This window comes from Psychrobacter sp. CAL346-MNA-CIBAN-0220 (assembly GCF_040309805.1).
Taxonomy (GTDB): Bacteria; Pseudomonadota; Gammaproteobacteria; order Pseudomonadales; family Moraxellaceae; genus Psychrobacter.
Window position 1 is genome coordinate 23,210 of sequence record NZ_JBEOPF010000007.1, and the last position, 14,952, is coordinate 38,161.

14 protein-coding genes are annotated in these 14,952 nt (G+C 42.7%); 7 read left to right on the forward strand and 7 right to left on the reverse strand.

Annotated features, from left to right (window positions below; all coding sequences use genetic code 11):
- The first annotated feature begins 197 nt into the window (after positions 1–197).
- The 3 genes from AAEY88_RS11860 (at position 198) to AAEY88_RS11870 (ending at position 3,681) form a co-directional block, all read left to right on the forward strand.
- Positions 198–1,310 (forward strand): bifunctional nicotinamide-nucleotide adenylyltransferase/Nudix hydroxylase, encoded by a 1,113-nt coding sequence (locus tag AAEY88_RS11860; protein WP_350562663.1) that lies wholly within the window; start codon positions 198–200, stop codon positions 1,308–1,310.
- A 131-nt stretch (positions 1,311–1,441) separates the two neighbouring features.
- Positions 1,442–2,839 carry a nicotinate phosphoribosyltransferase gene (locus tag AAEY88_RS11865; protein WP_350562665.1) on the forward strand — a complete coding sequence of 466 codons (1,398 nt, stop codon included), beginning with the start codon at positions 1,442–1,444 and terminating at the stop codon, positions 2,837–2,839.
- Positions 2,833–3,681 (forward strand): SGNH/GDSL hydrolase family protein, encoded by an 849-nt coding sequence (locus tag AAEY88_RS11870; RefSeq protein ID WP_350562667.1) that lies wholly within the window; start codon positions 2,833–2,835, stop codon positions 3,679–3,681. The genes AAEY88_RS11865 and AAEY88_RS11870 overlap by 7 nt, the downstream gene beginning before the upstream one ends.
- 107 nt (positions 3,682–3,788) lie before the next feature.
- Here the strand turns inward: AAEY88_RS11870 and AAEY88_RS11875 are convergent, their stop codons facing one another.
- The gene (locus tag AAEY88_RS11875) at positions 3,789–4,079 is read right to left on the reverse strand and encodes a type B 50S ribosomal protein L31 (protein ID WP_350562669.1); all 291 of its coding nucleotides are present in this window, start codon (positions 4,077–4,079) and stop codon (positions 3,789–3,791) included.
- A gap of 758 nt (positions 4,080–4,837) precedes the next feature.
- Here AAEY88_RS11875 and AAEY88_RS11880 point away from each other — a divergent pair.
- Positions 4,838–5,452 carry a YceI family protein gene (locus AAEY88_RS11880; RefSeq protein WP_350562671.1) on the forward strand — a complete coding sequence of 205 codons (615 nt, stop codon included), beginning with the start codon at positions 4,838–4,840 and terminating at the stop codon, positions 5,450–5,452.
- Between the two features lie 336 nt (positions 5,453–5,788).
- Here the strand turns inward: AAEY88_RS11880 and AAEY88_RS11885 are convergent, their stop codons facing one another.
- Positions 5,789–6,223, reverse strand: coding sequence for a hypothetical protein (locus tag AAEY88_RS11885; protein ID WP_350562673.1), 435 nt, complete (start codon positions 6,221–6,223; stop codon positions 5,789–5,791).
- An 830-nt stretch (positions 6,224–7,053) separates the two neighbouring features.
- On the opposite strand from AAEY88_RS11885, the gene AAEY88_RS11890 reads away from it, so the two are divergent.
- Complete coding sequence (locus AAEY88_RS11890) at positions 7,054–8,649, forward strand: FAD-dependent oxidoreductase (RefSeq protein WP_350562675.1); 1,596 nt, start codon at positions 7,054–7,056, stop codon at positions 8,647–8,649.
- A gap of 171 nt (positions 8,650–8,820) precedes the next feature.
- Here the strand turns inward: AAEY88_RS11890 and AAEY88_RS11895 are convergent, their stop codons facing one another.
- Entirely contained in the window at positions 8,821–9,498 is a 678-nt protein-coding gene (locus tag AAEY88_RS11895; RefSeq protein WP_350562677.1) for a TIGR00730 family Rossman fold protein, read from the reverse strand.
- A gap of 512 nt (positions 9,499–10,010) precedes the next feature.
- On the opposite strand from AAEY88_RS11895, the gene AAEY88_RS11900 reads away from it, so the two are divergent.
- Positions 10,011–10,484: a M23 family metallopeptidase gene (locus AAEY88_RS11900; RefSeq protein WP_350562747.1), complete on the forward strand. Its 474-nt coding sequence runs from the start codon at positions 10,011–10,013 to the stop codon at positions 10,482–10,484.
- A 23-nt stretch (positions 10,485–10,507) separates the two neighbouring features.
- Here AAEY88_RS11900 and AAEY88_RS11905 read toward each other — a convergent pair whose 3' ends face one another.
- Together AAEY88_RS11905 and dtd are read right to left on the reverse strand one after the other, a co-directional pair.
- Positions 10,508–11,227: a putative quorum-sensing-regulated virulence factor gene (locus AAEY88_RS11905; RefSeq protein ID WP_350562679.1), complete on the reverse strand. Its 720-nt coding sequence runs from the start codon at positions 11,225–11,227 to the stop codon at positions 10,508–10,510.
- A 41-nt stretch (positions 11,228–11,268) separates the two neighbouring features.
- The gene (dtd, locus tag AAEY88_RS11910; RefSeq protein WP_350562681.1) at positions 11,269–11,721 is read right to left on the reverse strand and encodes a D-aminoacyl-tRNA deacylase; all 453 of its coding nucleotides are present in this window, start codon (positions 11,719–11,721) and stop codon (positions 11,269–11,271) included.
- Between the two features lie 120 nt (positions 11,722–11,841).
- On the opposite strand from dtd, the gene asd reads away from it, so the two are divergent.
- Positions 11,842–12,744 carry an archaetidylserine decarboxylase gene (asd, locus tag AAEY88_RS11915; RefSeq protein WP_350562683.1) on the forward strand — a complete coding sequence of 301 codons (903 nt, stop codon included), beginning with the start codon at positions 11,842–11,844 and terminating at the stop codon, positions 12,742–12,744.
- A 91-nt stretch (positions 12,745–12,835) separates the two neighbouring features.
- Here the strand turns inward: asd and AAEY88_RS11920 are convergent, their stop codons facing one another.
- Together AAEY88_RS11920 and fadA are read right to left on the reverse strand one after the other, a co-directional pair.
- Positions 12,836–13,411, reverse strand: coding sequence for an isochorismatase family protein (locus AAEY88_RS11920; protein WP_350562685.1), 576 nt, complete (start codon positions 13,409–13,411; stop codon positions 12,836–12,838).
- A 256-nt stretch (positions 13,412–13,667) separates the two neighbouring features.
- Positions 13,668–14,840, reverse strand: coding sequence for an acetyl-CoA C-acyltransferase FadA (gene fadA, locus AAEY88_RS11925; RefSeq protein WP_350562687.1), 1,173 nt, complete (start codon positions 14,838–14,840; stop codon positions 13,668–13,670).
- Positions 14,841–14,952 lie beyond the last annotated feature (112 nt).

Here is a 14,952-nt window from a genome sequence, read left to right on the forward strand (position 1 = left end):
TGGTAGCTGACTGTAACTACCAGCAGTTTTTTTATGGTTAGCATTTTTATGACTTTGCAACTTATTATCATTACGTTTAATCATTGACAACACCCCTTCATCTCCGCCACTATCTGCTGGTATTTATCAGAACAATACAGCTTAGCGTTATAAAAATGGCAAAAACTAATAGTAATAGTGAAAGCAAAGGAGATTGTGTGAGTACCTCATCAAACCCTAATTCTAGTTCAAGTTCTGACTCCAACCCAAACTTTAGCGAAGAGCAATTAACAACCCAGCAACAGGTTACACAAGATACCAAGCATCATCGTTATTTGGTGTTTATTGGTCGTTTTCAGCCGTTTCATCATGGGCATAAAGCCGTGATTGATGAAGCGTTAAAGCGTGCCGATAATGTGATTGTACTGATTGGATCTGCTAACTTGCCGCGTAGCTTACGCAATCCATTTTCGGTCGCTGAGCGCACAGCCATGGTCAAGGGCGCCTACTCGGCAGATGAGGCCGCACGTATTCACTGCGTGGCGCTCGATGATGCACTCTATAATGACACGCGCTGGCTGAAATATGTACAAGCCGGGGTGAGATCGGTGACCGGTGCCCTGCAGACCGGTATTGGTTTGATTGGACATTCAAAAGACAGCTCGTCTTATTATTTATCACTATTCCCCAACTGGGCATCAATTTCCGTTCCCAATTATCATAATTTATCGGCCACACCTATTCGTGACAGCTATTTAATGGGCGCGACCCCTACCCCTGAGCGTACCCCTGAATCGACTCGTAAAGTACTAAACGATTTCAAAATGACCGCTGATTATAAAAAGCTTCACGAAGAGGCCGACTTTATTGATAAGTATAAAAAACAATGGGAGTCTGCGCCTTATCCGCCGACCTTTATGACTGCGGATGCACTGGTAGTACAATCCGGTCATATTTTGTTAGTGGAACGACGTAGCATGCCGGGTCGCGGACTGTGGGCGCTGCCCGGTGGTTTTATCAATCCAAAAGAGACTTTATTTGATGCCTGTATTCGTGAGTTACGCGAAGAGACTTGCCTTAAGGTCCCTGAACCGGTACTACGCGGCTCTCGCCACAGTCAGCATACCTTTGATGATCCGTACCGATCCGCACGCGGACGCACTATTACCCAAGCGTTTTATTTTCAGCTGAAGAACGATCCAAAAGGGCTACCAAAAGTTAAAGGGGGTGACGATGCTGCCCAGGCATTTTGGTTACCATTAGCCGAGCTTGATGCCAAAATGATGTTTGAGGATCACTATGCCATCATTACCAAAATGGTCGGATTGTAGGATTTAATTTATATACAATTTTTCCCTATTTATAACTTTCTAATCGCGTTTTTATTAATTTTATAACAGTGTCTTATCCCATTCCCAAATCGATAGACGAAACGGGCAGTTAATAGCAGAGGAGTTCTGTGATGTATACTAGCAATCTTAATAATTTAATTCTTAATAGTGACAGCTATAAGACCTCACATTGGGTGCAGTATCCTGCTGGTAGCGAGTATCTATCCAGCTATATTGAGGCACGAAAAGGCGACTATGATGTGGTGTTTTTTGGTCTGCAAGCCTTTATCAAAGAATACTTGAGCACTCCTATCACTCATGATGATATTGATGAAGCTGAAATGGTTATTCATGCGCATGGTTTGACATTTAACCGTGCTGGTTGGGAGCGTTTGGTTGATAAACATGGTGGTTATCTGCCGCTACACATTGAAGCCGTTCCCGAGGGCAGTATTGTGCCGGTCTCTAATGTGGTCTGCCAAGTTATAAATACTGATCCAGAGTTCTATTGGTTGCCAAGCTATATTGAGACCGCCCTACTACGAGCAATTTGGTACCCATCGACGGTCGCTAGTGTGTCGCGCTATTGCAAAAGTATTATTCGCCGTGCGTTAGAGAAGTCTGCGGACAATACTGAGTCGCTGCCGTTTCGCCTGCATGACTTTGGTTCACGCGGTGCCTCCAGTCATGAGTCAGTAGCACTCGGTAGCTTGGCACACTTAGTTAACTTTGCCGGTACGGACTCTATGACCGCCTTGGTCGCTGCCAGTCGCTGGTATCAAATGGGTGATGACATGCCAGCGTTCTCAATTCCTGCCGCTGAACATAGTACTATGACTGCTTGGGGACGCGAAGGCGAAACCGCAGCATTTGCCAATATGATTGAACAGTTCGGTGGTGAGGGTAAGGCCTTTTCGGTGGTGTCCGACAGCTATGACTTATGGAATGCCATTGATAATATCTGGGGTGATACGTTAAAAGACGACGTCAAAAATATGGGCGGCACCTTGGTAATCCGACCAGACAGTGGTGAGCCGACCAAAGTCGTCCGTGAGGCATTAGAACGCTTGGCTGTGAAGTTCGGTACAACGCTTAATAGTAAGGGCTATAAAGTCCTGCCTGATTATGTGCGTATTATCCAAGGTGATGGTATCGGCCCGCAAAGCTTAAGCAAAATCATTGATGTGGTTATGAAAGCAGGCTTTAGCGCCGACAATATTACCTTTGGCATGGGCGGCGGACTACTACAGCAAGTCAATCGCGATACTATGAGCTGGGCGATGAAAGCCAGTGCGATCTCTATCAATGGCGATTGGAAAGATATCTATAAAGATCCGGTCACCAGCCACTCTAAACGCTCCAAAAAAGGCAGGCTCGCACTCATAAAAGACAGCAGTGGACAGATGCAGACTATCAAAGCAGAAGATCTCAGCGCCGATACAGACAACCTACTACGCGACGTTTATATCGATGGTAAATTATTAATTGAAGACAGTCTCACTACTATTCGGGAGCGTGCGGGATGGTAGCGACTACTAAAATGGCAACTATAGCTAAAGACGTTTTATTTGCTCCTGTTTATCTTTATCAAGGGCGCAAAATCAAACGTAATACGGTACGTCTCCCTGAGCCAGACGGCGAACGATTTGGTCATGTTGAGCTGCACTCTGTAGATAGCCATATAGCTGCAACGCCAGCAGCTTCAAATCCGCAAACGCTAAATCTCATGATCGTTGGCGATTCAGCAGCAGCAGGCGTTGGTAGTCAGACTCAGCAAGAGGCATTAGTAGGTAAGCTAATACCCGCCTTACAGCAACAGCGTGCTATTGGCACCCAGTTTGACGCGCTTAATTGGTCATTGCAAGCCACCACCGGACATACCAGTTTCGATATTTTGCGCAGGCTTTATGTACTGCCCGCTCCTAGTCAAGCCGTTGATGTCATGGTGCTGAGTGTCGGTGTTAATGACACTACTGCTAACGTCTCTACGAGTAAATGGCAACAGCAAATTGAAGACATTATTGCTATCGCTCAGCGTAAGTTTGGCGTACGAGAATTGATTTTTTTAAGTCTACCACCGATGGCGCAAATGCCTGCGATACCTGCTCCGTTGAATAACTTTGTTGGTGCTAAAGCCTCAAGTCTTGATGGGATATTACAACAAGTCTGTACGGATCAAGATGGGGTCAACTATATGGCGACTGACTTTGCACGGATGATAGAAGAGCATTCTAATGGCACGCCAATCGATATCGCGGTGATGTTTGCAAGTGATGGCTTTCACCCTAGTAGCATAACTTATGGATATTGGGCACAGCAATTGGCAGCATTGATTGCTCAGTTACTAAATCCAACATCTAAAGATTATTAATAGATTTAACCCTCAACAATTTAATCCTTAAGACTAACAAAAAAAACCGCTGAATTATCAGCGGTTTTTTAGTGCTCTGTAAAATAAGCTCACACAATAGGGGGGTCTTATTCAGCAGAATCAGTATCAGCAGCGGCTTTCTTATTACGGCCACCAAATGCACCAAAGCGTTTGTTGAAGCTAGCAACACGGCCTTCGGTAGACGTTTTACGCTGCTCACCAGTATAGAATGGATGCGACGCACTTGAGATATCAAGTGGGAAGTATGGGTATTCTGTCCCTTCATATTCACGAGTGGCTTTAGTATTAACGGTTGAACGCGTCAAAAAAAACACGTCAGCGTTAGTATCATGGAACAAAACTTCTTGGTAATTAGCAGGATGGATATCTTTACGCATAATAAACTCTCTATGTCCGATGTATGCTCAGTGTTATGGACTGGTTGTCCGACTATGACATACGTAACTGAGGCACTAAGGACATCTACTAGTCTGGCAGCTGCATCACTGGCTTATTCCAGCACCCAACACCACACTTCTGCTCACTTAGCCTTTCCCCAGCGGGAAAATCAAGCGACGATTTTAACGGTTTTTAGCGCTTGATGCAAGCAGCTATACGCGCGGGTAACAGATAAGGTCACGCCACAAACAATACCGACATTGCATCAAATTAAATAGTTACACCATATTTGCACTAGAGCGTGTCATCAGTTAGATTATGGGGCTCAAAATGAGATAAATTGAGGATAAATAAGGAAGACTTTGCCGTGAATATGAACATATTGACAAGAAGTATGACGCTATTTAGCGAAAATTTAGCCATTTTAAGACCATAAAATGTGCCAATGTGCTAATTGATGACACGCCCTAGGCTAAATACATAATTACGAGCAATGATCGTTGTTGTCAATTATATTGTAAATTGCACTCTTAAAGTCCCATTGTTAAGATAGTTTTAATAATGCTACTGACTTTTTGCCTCTACTACGTTATAAACCCTAATATATTGTGAACAATAAGCACTTAGTATAAGAGCTAAGTGCTAGGCCCTGTATCTAATTAATATTGCCAACCACAGTCAATATTCACAATAAACTGTTTTATAGGATCAATGTCACCTAGCATAAAACACAAATCATCAAAAAGGATAAAATATAATGCATATAACGCTAGCCTCTGTATTAATACGACCTACAAAAGCCTTATTTATCGGATCAGTACTTGCTGCAACCACTATGGCAAGCGCCGCCCTACCGACTCAATGGCAGCTAGACAACTCACATACCCGTGTGGGCTTTGAAGTTGAGCATTTAGGGTTTTCTACCACTATGGGCCGCTTTGATAAGGTTGATGGCACGCTCAATTACGATATAAAAGCACCCAGCAAAACCCAGATGAAATTCGTGATTGACACTGACAGTATTAATACTGCTTGGGATGCTCGTGATAAGCATTTAAAGACAGACGACTTCTTTAATGTCGCCAAATATCCTACCATGACCTTCAAGTCCACACAGGTAAACTTTATCAACCCCCAGCAAGCAAAAGTGACTGGTGATTTCACTTTATTAGGTAAAACCAAACCATTAACTTTAGATGTCACCCTAAAGAAAATTGCGAATAGTCCAATGACTAAAGAACCCGTCATTGGCTTTCGTGCTACCGGTAATATTGACCGCGCTGCTTACGGTATGACCACCTTTGCTGACGGTATCACTACCAATGTCCCCATTCAAATCGATGGCGAGCTAGTAGAGAAGAAAGCAAAATAATTGATTTTAATTGTTAATAAATAAGTGTCTTGTCTCATTACTTCGCTTAGGACAGCAGCCCCTTGTAATGGCTGCTGTTTTTTGGTTTTAGCACTAAGCAGACAATTACATACTTAGCTAATGCTAGGCTAAATTACGGCGACAACTAAAGAGTAAATATTGAAAGAAATAAAATAAGCGTGTCACAAAAAATTCGACCTATATTCTCCTTATAGACCACCTAGTAACAAACGGCAGTCATACAATAAGAAATATAGGCCGAATTATCTTTAATATTTACTAGTATGCAGGCAGTGCTATCACCTGCTATACCTTTAACGTCTTAAAAAATGTACTTTATTTAGCTGGAATCACATGCCAAACGTCGAATTTTTTATCGCCATTTTTATCACCCGCTTTTTTATCATTGGCATAGAAATATAAAGGTTTGCCATTCATTGCCCATTGATATTTGCCATCTTCACGTTGGAAGGCTGCTAATTGACCAGAAGCTTTGGCATTGTTAGGAGCCATGAATGCTGGCCAAGCGACTAGACAGGCTGAACCACATTCAGATTTATTCATTGAGTCTTTGTCAAAAGTATACAAAGTCATATTATTTTTTGAATCAACCAGCATGCCGTTTTTACTAGCGATTGGTGCTGTATTGCTAGTAGTGCTCTGAACGTCATGCATACCTGAATTATCCATGCCAACCATCTCTTTCATGGTCGAACATCCTGTTAAAGCTAAAACGCCTGTTAGGGCAGACAACATAATAATACGTTTCATAGTAATTTCCTTATAATTAAAAATAGTATTCAGTTAGTTTAAATTTTTGTCTGGGATTTCTCATCTAAAATGCGACCTACTGTCGCGCTTAAATGGCTAAAAGGCACATAACTGAAATAAAAACAGCCCTTATTGATTCTAATAATGGATACAACATTCAAGATATTTTGATCCATTTGCAGCTTTATGATGACATTTAGATGAACACATCATTAATTAATCACAAGCTTAATGTTTTTGTATCAAAAAGAGTGTGCTGTTTGTTCTGTTTTCAGATCTTATTTCGAGCTACTTTAATATAGCACATGCATTAAAATAATCGATTGGGAGGATGAGAAAACTTACAAAAACGCGCAAAAGTTATAAACTGTATAGGTTGAATTAATGATCTTAAAATAGTACCTATAACCCACGAAGTTTTCTATTACTTAAGTAAGCATTGCCTAAACAAGCATACCTTTTCATTATTTTGCCTCGTATTTACTTTATACACTACATTTCATGACTTTCTGTTGACAAAACTAATGCATGTTCTTACGTATTTGCTGAGATATTTGAGACAAAACTTTGTAAACTAACTTTAACAACCTCCTATAAAGATAAGTAAAGCTACACAATTAATTACTAATAAAAGTGACGCAAGGGGTTTCTTATTTTCTATTGAATTAGCCCCTTACCGTACACATATCAATGCAAAGATAGTCAAAAACATAAAATAATTTTGTGTCAAATGACTATGAATGAATATTCATTAAAGTATGTAACCACAAAATTCATAGCAGTTATGAGCATGTGATTATGCTGACGATCTCAAGGATATGACCACGACAATGACCCAATCTCCTACGAACGTTCAATCCCAAGCCGTCAAGCGTGATGCGGCTACTTTTTATCAGATAAATGATAAACAAGTGAAACGCGTTGGTATTCTTGGTGGCGGTACAGCAGGCGCGACCATTGCCATTCGTCTTGCAGCATTAGGACTTGAAACCTATGTGTTTGAAAAGCAAAACTCGCTAATTGATGGCCCGCCAATGTGCCATTTACATGCCGGTGGCAATTTGTACCGTGAGATTCCTGATGAGGACTGCGTAACGCTTCTTGGACAATGTATTGATATATTACGCCTGTATCCTTATACCATCGATGTACGCCCCACGGTATTTGCTGTCCCGACACGCGATGGTGGGTCACCTGAAGATCTGCTACCGCGTCTTGATATCTTGACGGACGCTTATCGTGATCTTATCGCCCAAGATACCAATAACAAGGTTTTGGGAGAGCCAGAAGATTATTATCAGCTATATAGCCAGGAGCAACTGATTGAGCTTTCTGAGCGTGAGCAAGTGGCGATACCAACTCATATTGATGAATGGATGATACCAGTTGCCAAATACCTTGATTTAAACAAAGTGAAGTTTCCACTGATCGTCGTTCAAGAATATGGCTGGAATATTTTCCGTTTAGCCGCCTCTGCACAGCTGGCATTAGAAGAATATGATCATGCTCATGTCTTTACCAATACCCAGGTTAAACAAGTGGTTGCCGTTGATTGCACCGACTGCTCAAACGCCAATCATCATGTTTCTAAATGGCGCATCGACTATCAACAAAACAACAAAGCCCAAGCCGACGCTATCGAGGTCGATTATCTGGTCAATGCTTGCGGCTTCCGTACCGGTATTATTGACGACATGGTCGGTATTGATGTGACACGGATGGTCGAATTTAAGTCCTCATATATCACTCATTGGGGCGAGGCTGGCGGTCAAATACCAGAAATTATTATTTATGGTGAGCGTGGTACCCCAGAAGGGATGGCGCAGCTTACTCCTTATCCGGGGGGTTACTTCCAGATTCATGGCATGAGTAAGTTCATTACTTTATTTGATGATGGCCTAGTCGCCTCAACCAAAGAAAGCGCTCAGCCTAAATTACCTGCACAATATGTACATTATATCGAAGATGGTTGGGATAAAGCGCCGTTACAAGCCCGCAGTCAGCAAGCAATTGATTACGTGGCAGCGTTTATACCGACGTTTAATAGTGCACGCACGGTAGGCAATGCTTTATATGGTGGTCAGCAAATTCCTGGGGAAGACGATACCTTGCGTGTGGCTGATGTAAGTTTATACCCTAATTTGCATTATGCTCGCGCCGAAAATGTTAAAGCCTCATCGACTTTGATTGCTGCTGATGAAATCGTTAATCAATTGACTGATCTTGGCATATTAGATAGCAACTTGCCTGCCAATCGTGATCGTTATACGCATGAATGGGATTATCTAGTCCATAATGACAGTACAACCATCGATACGGTAGCCAAAGCATTGGCTAGCGAGCGTGGTTTTCCAATTGCTATGGCAGACGTTAATCATAGTATTTGTGAAACAACGTTAAATGACTTAATACCGTCTACAGTCTAATACGCAGCATTATTATTGATAACATTGTCATTAATGTAATTTAGAAAATACTTGTAATAGACGCAAAAAAAATGGGAGCAGATGGCTATCACTTAGCGACCTGCTCCCACTTTTTATTATGACTTTATACGCTTTTATAACCGTATATCTTTTTAGCTTTAGTTACTAGCCTTAGTTACCAGCCATAGTATCGGTATCAACTTTATCCTCAATTTTGATGACTACTTGCAATAAATCAATAGCCTCAGCAATACTATTGCAGACTACCAAGCGCTCAAGGTCTTGCTGTTTCATAAAGCCTTGTTCAGCGGTGTGTTCTAAATGCTCAATCAAACGGTCATAGAAACCATTGATATTGAGAATAATCATCGGTTTTTCGTGTTGATACAGCTGGCGCCAGGTAGCAATTTCCATGATTTCCTCAAGCGTGCCGAGTCCACCAGGTAAGGTAATAAAGGCATCAGCATATTCTGCCATTACCGTTTTACGGGTATGCATGGTATCGGTCAAATGCAGTCGTGTCAGTTCTTGATGGGCGATTTCATGCTTTAGCATAAAGGTGGGAATCACGCCAACCGCCTGGGCGCCGCCTTTAATGACCTCATCTGCCACTGCCCCCATTAGACCGATACTGGCGCCGCCGTAGACCAGCCCCATGCCATTTTCTGCTAACGCACTACCAAGCTCCCGGGCAGCTTGCTCATAAACGTCACTATTACCCAAACGCGAGCCACAATAGACCGCAACTAATGGCATAGCCAACGTTGATTTATCAACTGCTTTTTCGATATGAGTAATATCTTGACTGGTTAATACTTCATAAGTCTCATTGTTAATCTTCATTTGCATATAATTTCCTTAAATTGTAATAATATAGTCATTTCAAATATTTGCTTATAAGTGGCTATTTATAGGTATATATTGATAATTAATAATTAATTTGTCACTTAAATAAATACCCCAGTTATTATTTGATTCGACATCTACAGAGCGCCGCGAATCATCTTAGGCAGGCATTGTTCTCATTCTATAATGGTTGTTAACAGAAGACTGATTGCGCATAATAAAAATTAGAAACTACTGACTAGAATCATTTTTTTCAGTATTTATTTTACCATAAGCTGTGCTATTGCGTGGAAACGACCATTTATCTCTACGCAATGACTACATTTTTACACGGCTATGTCCGCAACAAAATAGCCTTTAAAGGTAGCGCTATGCCGAAACCAAAACTCACGAAGACCAACGCGCAGCCGCCTGCTCGTAAAGGTATTGTTACGCTAATAGCAACCTTATTCAAGACAGCAGTCAAAGCTATTATCGTGATTCTATGCTTGTTAGCAATAAAGTTACTAATAGTCATGCTTGGCCAGCACACCCAGCCCTATGTCGTTGCAACATGGCAACGGCTGGGGTTGCTACAGCAGGCGTTGCCGCAGGAGAACAGCTTACCAAGTCCGCTTTCAGACAGGCATCTAACCGATACTTGGGGCGGCGCACGAAGCGAGGGACGGTCTCATGAAGGCATCGATATTTTTGCGCCACGCGGCACCCCAATTCATGCAACCACGCACGGTATTATCAGTAAAGTTGGGAATGATAGACTGGGTGGACAGGTGGTTGTCATCGTCGGACCTGGCGGCGCTGGGCACTATTATGCCCATTTAGACTCTTATGCCGACATTACTCCCAATGATTGGGTCGATACCGGCGACATTATTGGTTATGTGGGCAATAGTGGCAATGCCAAAGGTACGCCGCCGCATGTGCATTATGGCATTTATATCAACGGTCGCGCAGTAAACCCCTACCCGCTATTGCAAAAATCTGAATGACTTTAAACGGCACTAAACTGCTTTTACTTTTCTGCGTCTTCTGCATTTAGGCGGGTGGTCAAGGCTGAATATAATGAAGGCGTCATATTATGGATATTGCCTAGCATCCACTTAACATAGGCAATGGGCACCTCTTTGATTGCTCGTCCTTTATACTTACCAAATGGCATCTTGCCCACTGGATTGGCAGTATTCGAGATTTTATGTGCAGCGTTAAAGTCAGTAGGCTTAATCTGTAAGCGCTCACAACAGGCCTGATATAGCAAATAACACATTCGCGCATCGCCCAGCGCATCATGGGCGGCTATAGTCATTTTACTGGCTGCGCCTTTACCTAATAACTGCTCAATACATTTGGACTGACCATAAGCCGTCCATTCTGGAAAAGCAGCACGGGCAAGCCTGACTGTGCAAATTAGTTTAGTTGATGGCCGGCCAATTACTCGCCAATCAAAGCGCACATTGTGGCCAATTAAATAATTAGGCAACTCAAAGTTATCTAAATAAAAATGCTCAAGGCCAGCCACATCCTCATTGGTAATACCATGAACTTTGATAACGACTGGCGATATAGAACGGCCACTGTTAAAGTATTTCATCCACTCAAAGCCTGTGGCAACATTAATAGTTGCTATCTGAATAGGTCTTGGGTCACGGCCTTGATCGGTTTCGGTATCTATAATAAGTGCAGTTGCAATGTCAATCATAAAGGAACATCCGCCATAATCTGAAATAAAAGCCATATCAAAACACTTTATTACTAAGGTTGAATATTAGATACTCCTTAAACTTCTAATAAAAAATTCAATGGCCCATCATTGATGCTTGTCACCTGCATATTAGCACCAAACTCACCGGTAGCAACCAATGGATGCTGAGTTTTAGCATAGGTTATCAGCTCAGCAAATAGTGCTTGGGCGGCATTAGGTGCCATAGCCGCCCCAAAGTCAGGCCGACGACCATTGTTAGTATTTGCCATTAAGGTGAATTGCGATACCAATAATAAGCCACCGCCGACTTGCTGGACGTTTTGATCTAACTTTCCATGCTTGGCAGGATCACTAACGTTTTCAAAAATGCGGTAGGTAAGGATTTTATCTACCATTCGCTGCGCATGTTGCAAATTATCATCATGGCCAAGCCCGATATAAGCCAATATCCCGTGCTCAATCGCGCCGACGCCGTTATTATCAACCATGACACTGGCACTGCTTACCCGTTGAATAAGTGCTTTCACCCAATGACTCCTTAACACATTATGGTCATACGCTGATGCGCTGGCCGTGATAAAATATAACCATTAACTGTTGTTTTTGACCATATTTTCTGATTTTAATTCTTATTTTGGTAGCCCATTATGACTTTATTTACCACTATTCAGCAGTTTGTCCCGCAGCAGCAGCTAAGTAAAGTTGCGGGCCGCTTAGCAGCAAGTCGCCATCCTTTGGTTAAGCGTGCTTTTATTCGTAGCTTTGCAAAAGCATATGGAGTCAGCTTAAATGAGTATGAGCGTCAAAGTTTTAATGCTTATGAGAGCTTTAACGACTTTTTTACTCGTGAGCTCAGAGACGATGCTCGCACTATTGACAGTACGCCACAAGGTATTGTCAGCCCTGCCGATGGGGTCATATCACAGCTCGGCCAGCTGCACGATCATAAACTGCTACAGGCTAAGGGTCGACATTATGATGTCGGACAGCTGTTAGCCGATAGCGAAGACGGCAGCTATTTTGCCGATGGTAGCTTTGCCACTGTTTATCTAGCGCCGAACAATTATCATCGCGTGCATATGCCATTTGCTGGTGTATTGACTAAGACCCGTTATGTGCCTGGTACGCTGTTTTCGGTTAACAATAGCACTGCCGCTAATGTGCCCGACTTGTTTGCTCGCAACGAGCGCTTGGTATGTATGTTTGATACTGAGTACGGTAAGGCAGCAGTAGTGATGGTCGGTGCGATGATTGTCGCTGGCATTGAAACTTGCGCGACAGGCAAGATTACCCGTACTGACGAGATTCAAGAGCAAAATCATAATATGAGCCTTGCTCAGGGTGACGAGCTGGGGCGCTTTTATTTAGGCTCAACAGCGATTGTAGTATTACCGAAAGCGGCACAAGCAGACTGGTTAGATAATATGGTCGCTAATACAGCTGTACAAATGGGACAGCTGTTAGGTAAAGCTCATATGAAGGTTAATGCTGATAGTGACAACACTGATGAGACAAATGATAGCTCTACGAATGACAATAAAGAAGTGTAAATGATCATTGCTCATTTACAAAACAAAGGGTTTGTCATCACTGGCAAACCCTTTTTTGATATTATAAATAAATAGCTGTTTAATCAATACCCTATTTAATCAAGTTGCTAATGGTTTTAAAGGCAGGATCTTTACTGCTACGGCATAATTCAAAAAGAATGGTTTCCACTGTAGTAATAACGCCACCAGCACGGCGAATGCGACGAATGGCTTGCTTTTTATCGTAAGGAAAGCGCGAGCCGACGGCATCACCAATAATGACCGGTTGCATACCATTGTCCAGTAAATCAAGCGCCGTTTGTAGGACACAAACATGCGTTTCAACTCCGAATAACAACACAATACTACGATTTTGCTGGGCAAGATGATTCCACGAGTCGTCATTGTCACAAGCACTAAAGGTTACTTTTTCAAAGCCTTTGGCGTTATCGCCCTCTAATAGCTCATGGATTTCAGGTAAAGTCTCACCCAAACCTTTTTTATATTGCTCATTGAGCATGATAGGAATATCAAGCGCTTGTAGACCTTTTACTAAGGTAACAATCTTTTGGACGATATTTTCATGGTCGTAAATATGCGGGGTTAGACGTTCTTGGACGTCGATAATCATTGCTTGGGTGTTTTCACGAGCGATACGGTAGGTACGATCGGTAATCATAGTGGGCATAGTACATACACTCCTTTGTACGAATAAGATTGGGGCTGAAAGCTATTCTCTATTGTAGCCTTTCATTTTTAATATGCCATCTTATTTAGTCATATTTTGTTCAGGGCGTCAATGAAGAGCGTTTATGTTAATACTTCTTATAGGTTTTCTTGGTAGGCTTTGAGAATAACACGCATGCCTAAAAGCCCCTAGCCGTAATGACTGGGGGCTTTATTAATGAGAAAACCTATTTTAAAACTATTGAAAAACGAGAGGTTTATACTCGCTCAATAATAGTAGCGATACCTTGGCCAAGACCGATACACATAGTCGCCAGACCAACTTCAGTATCCATCTGCTCCATCGCGTTTAGCAAGGTCACAGTGATACGCGCACCTGAACAACCCAATGGATGACCAAGAGCAATCGCACCACCATTAATATTGATGATGTCTTGCTTATCAGTCAAATTCAGTGCTTTGAGTACCGATAAGCTCTGGGCAGCAAAGGCTTCATTGAGCTCGATAGTCTGCATATCACCAATACTCATACCAGCGCGTTTCAGTGCTTTTTGGGTAGCAGGAACAGGACCGTAGCCCATAATAGCGGCGTCACAACCAGCAATCGCCATACTGCGGATACGAGCACGAGGCTTGAGACCTAAGTCTTTGGCTTTTTGTGCACTCATCACTAGCATCGCTGATGCCCCATCCGATAACGCTGATGAAGTCGCCGCAGTTACCGTGCCACCTTTGGGGTCAAAGGCGGGACGTAGCTTTTGCATTTGTTCCATCGTCGCATCAGGACGAATCACTTCGTCAACGGTACACAGTTGCAAGCGACCAGCGGCATCATGACCTTCGATACCGATGATTTCATTGTCAAAACGACCTTCAGTAGTGGCTTCCCATGCACGGCGATGCGACTCAAGACCAAAGGCATCTTGTTCTTCGCGGCTGATATTATTCATACGACCAAGCATTTCTGCGGTCAAGCCCATCATATTTGACGCTTTAGCATAGTGCTTAGAAGCAGCAGGATTTAGGTCAATACCATGCGTCATCCCTACGTGACCCATGTGCTCAACACCGCCAATGATAAAAGTATCACCTTGATTGGTCATAATTTGCGCCGCCGCAGTGTGTAGTGCCTGCATTGATGAGCCGCATAGACGGTTGACCGTTTGACCGCCAGTTGACGTAGGAATATCAGCCAATAAACCGATGTTACGGCCGATATTCATCGCTTGTTCTAGGGTCTGATTCACACAGCCCCAGATAATATCTTCGACATCACGCGGGTCAAAATCGTTACGCTCAACCAAGGCGTGAACCAATTCAGCAGACAGGCTATCCGCGCGCACATGACGGAACATACCGTTCTTAGATTTTCCCATCGCCGAGCGGACGCCATCTACGATGACCACATCTTTTGGACTTAAAATTGTCATACTATATTCCTTTCAATTTTTTATTGTCAGTGTAGTTAGTCCATTTTAATTCTATTACATCGTCAATCTCGCTTAAAGTACGATAGGTACCTCTACGCTTGATTTCTTTGCA

Bases quoted from the DNA above. Each gene is read 5' to 3' on its own strand.
- AAEY88_RS11865 (WP_350562665.1), top strand. From the start codon at position 1,442: ATGTATACTAGCAATCTTAATAATTTAATTCTTAATAGTGACAGCTAT.
- AAEY88_RS11870 (WP_350562667.1), top strand. From the start codon at position 2,833: ATGGTAGCGACTACTAAAATGGCAACTATAGCTAAAGACGTTTTATTT.
- AAEY88_RS11875 (WP_350562669.1), bottom strand. From the start codon at position 4,079: ATGCGTAAAGATATCCATCCTGCTAATTACCAAGAAGTTTTGTTCCAT.
- AAEY88_RS11880 (WP_350562671.1), top strand. From the start codon at position 4,838: ATGCATATAACGCTAGCCTCTGTATTAATACGACCTACAAAAGCCTTA.
- AAEY88_RS11885 (WP_350562673.1), bottom strand. From the start codon at position 6,223: ATGAAACGTATTATTATGTTGTCTGCCCTAACAGGCGTTTTAGCTTTA.
- AAEY88_RS11890 (WP_350562675.1), top strand. From the start codon at position 7,054: ATGACCCAATCTCCTACGAACGTTCAATCCCAAGCCGTCAAGCGTGAT.
- AAEY88_RS11895 (WP_350562677.1), bottom strand. From the start codon at position 9,498: ATGCAAATGAAGATTAACAATGAGACTTATGAAGTATTAACCAGTCAA.
- AAEY88_RS11900 (WP_350562747.1), top strand. From the start codon at position 10,011: ATGCTTGGCCAGCACACCCAGCCCTATGTCGTTGCAACATGGCAACGG.
- AAEY88_RS11905 (WP_350562679.1), bottom strand. From the start codon at position 11,227: ATGGCTTTTATTTCAGATTATGGCGGATGTTCCTTTATGATTGACATT.
- asd (WP_350562683.1), top strand. From the start codon at position 11,842: ATGACTTTATTTACCACTATTCAGCAGTTTGTCCCGCAGCAGCAGCTA.
- AAEY88_RS11920 (WP_350562685.1), bottom strand. From the start codon at position 13,411: ATGCCCACTATGATTACCGATCGTACCTACCGTATCGCTCGTGAAAAC.
- fadA (WP_350562687.1), bottom strand. From the start codon at position 14,840: ATGACAATTTTAAGTCCAAAAGATGTGGTCATCGTAGATGGCGTCCGC.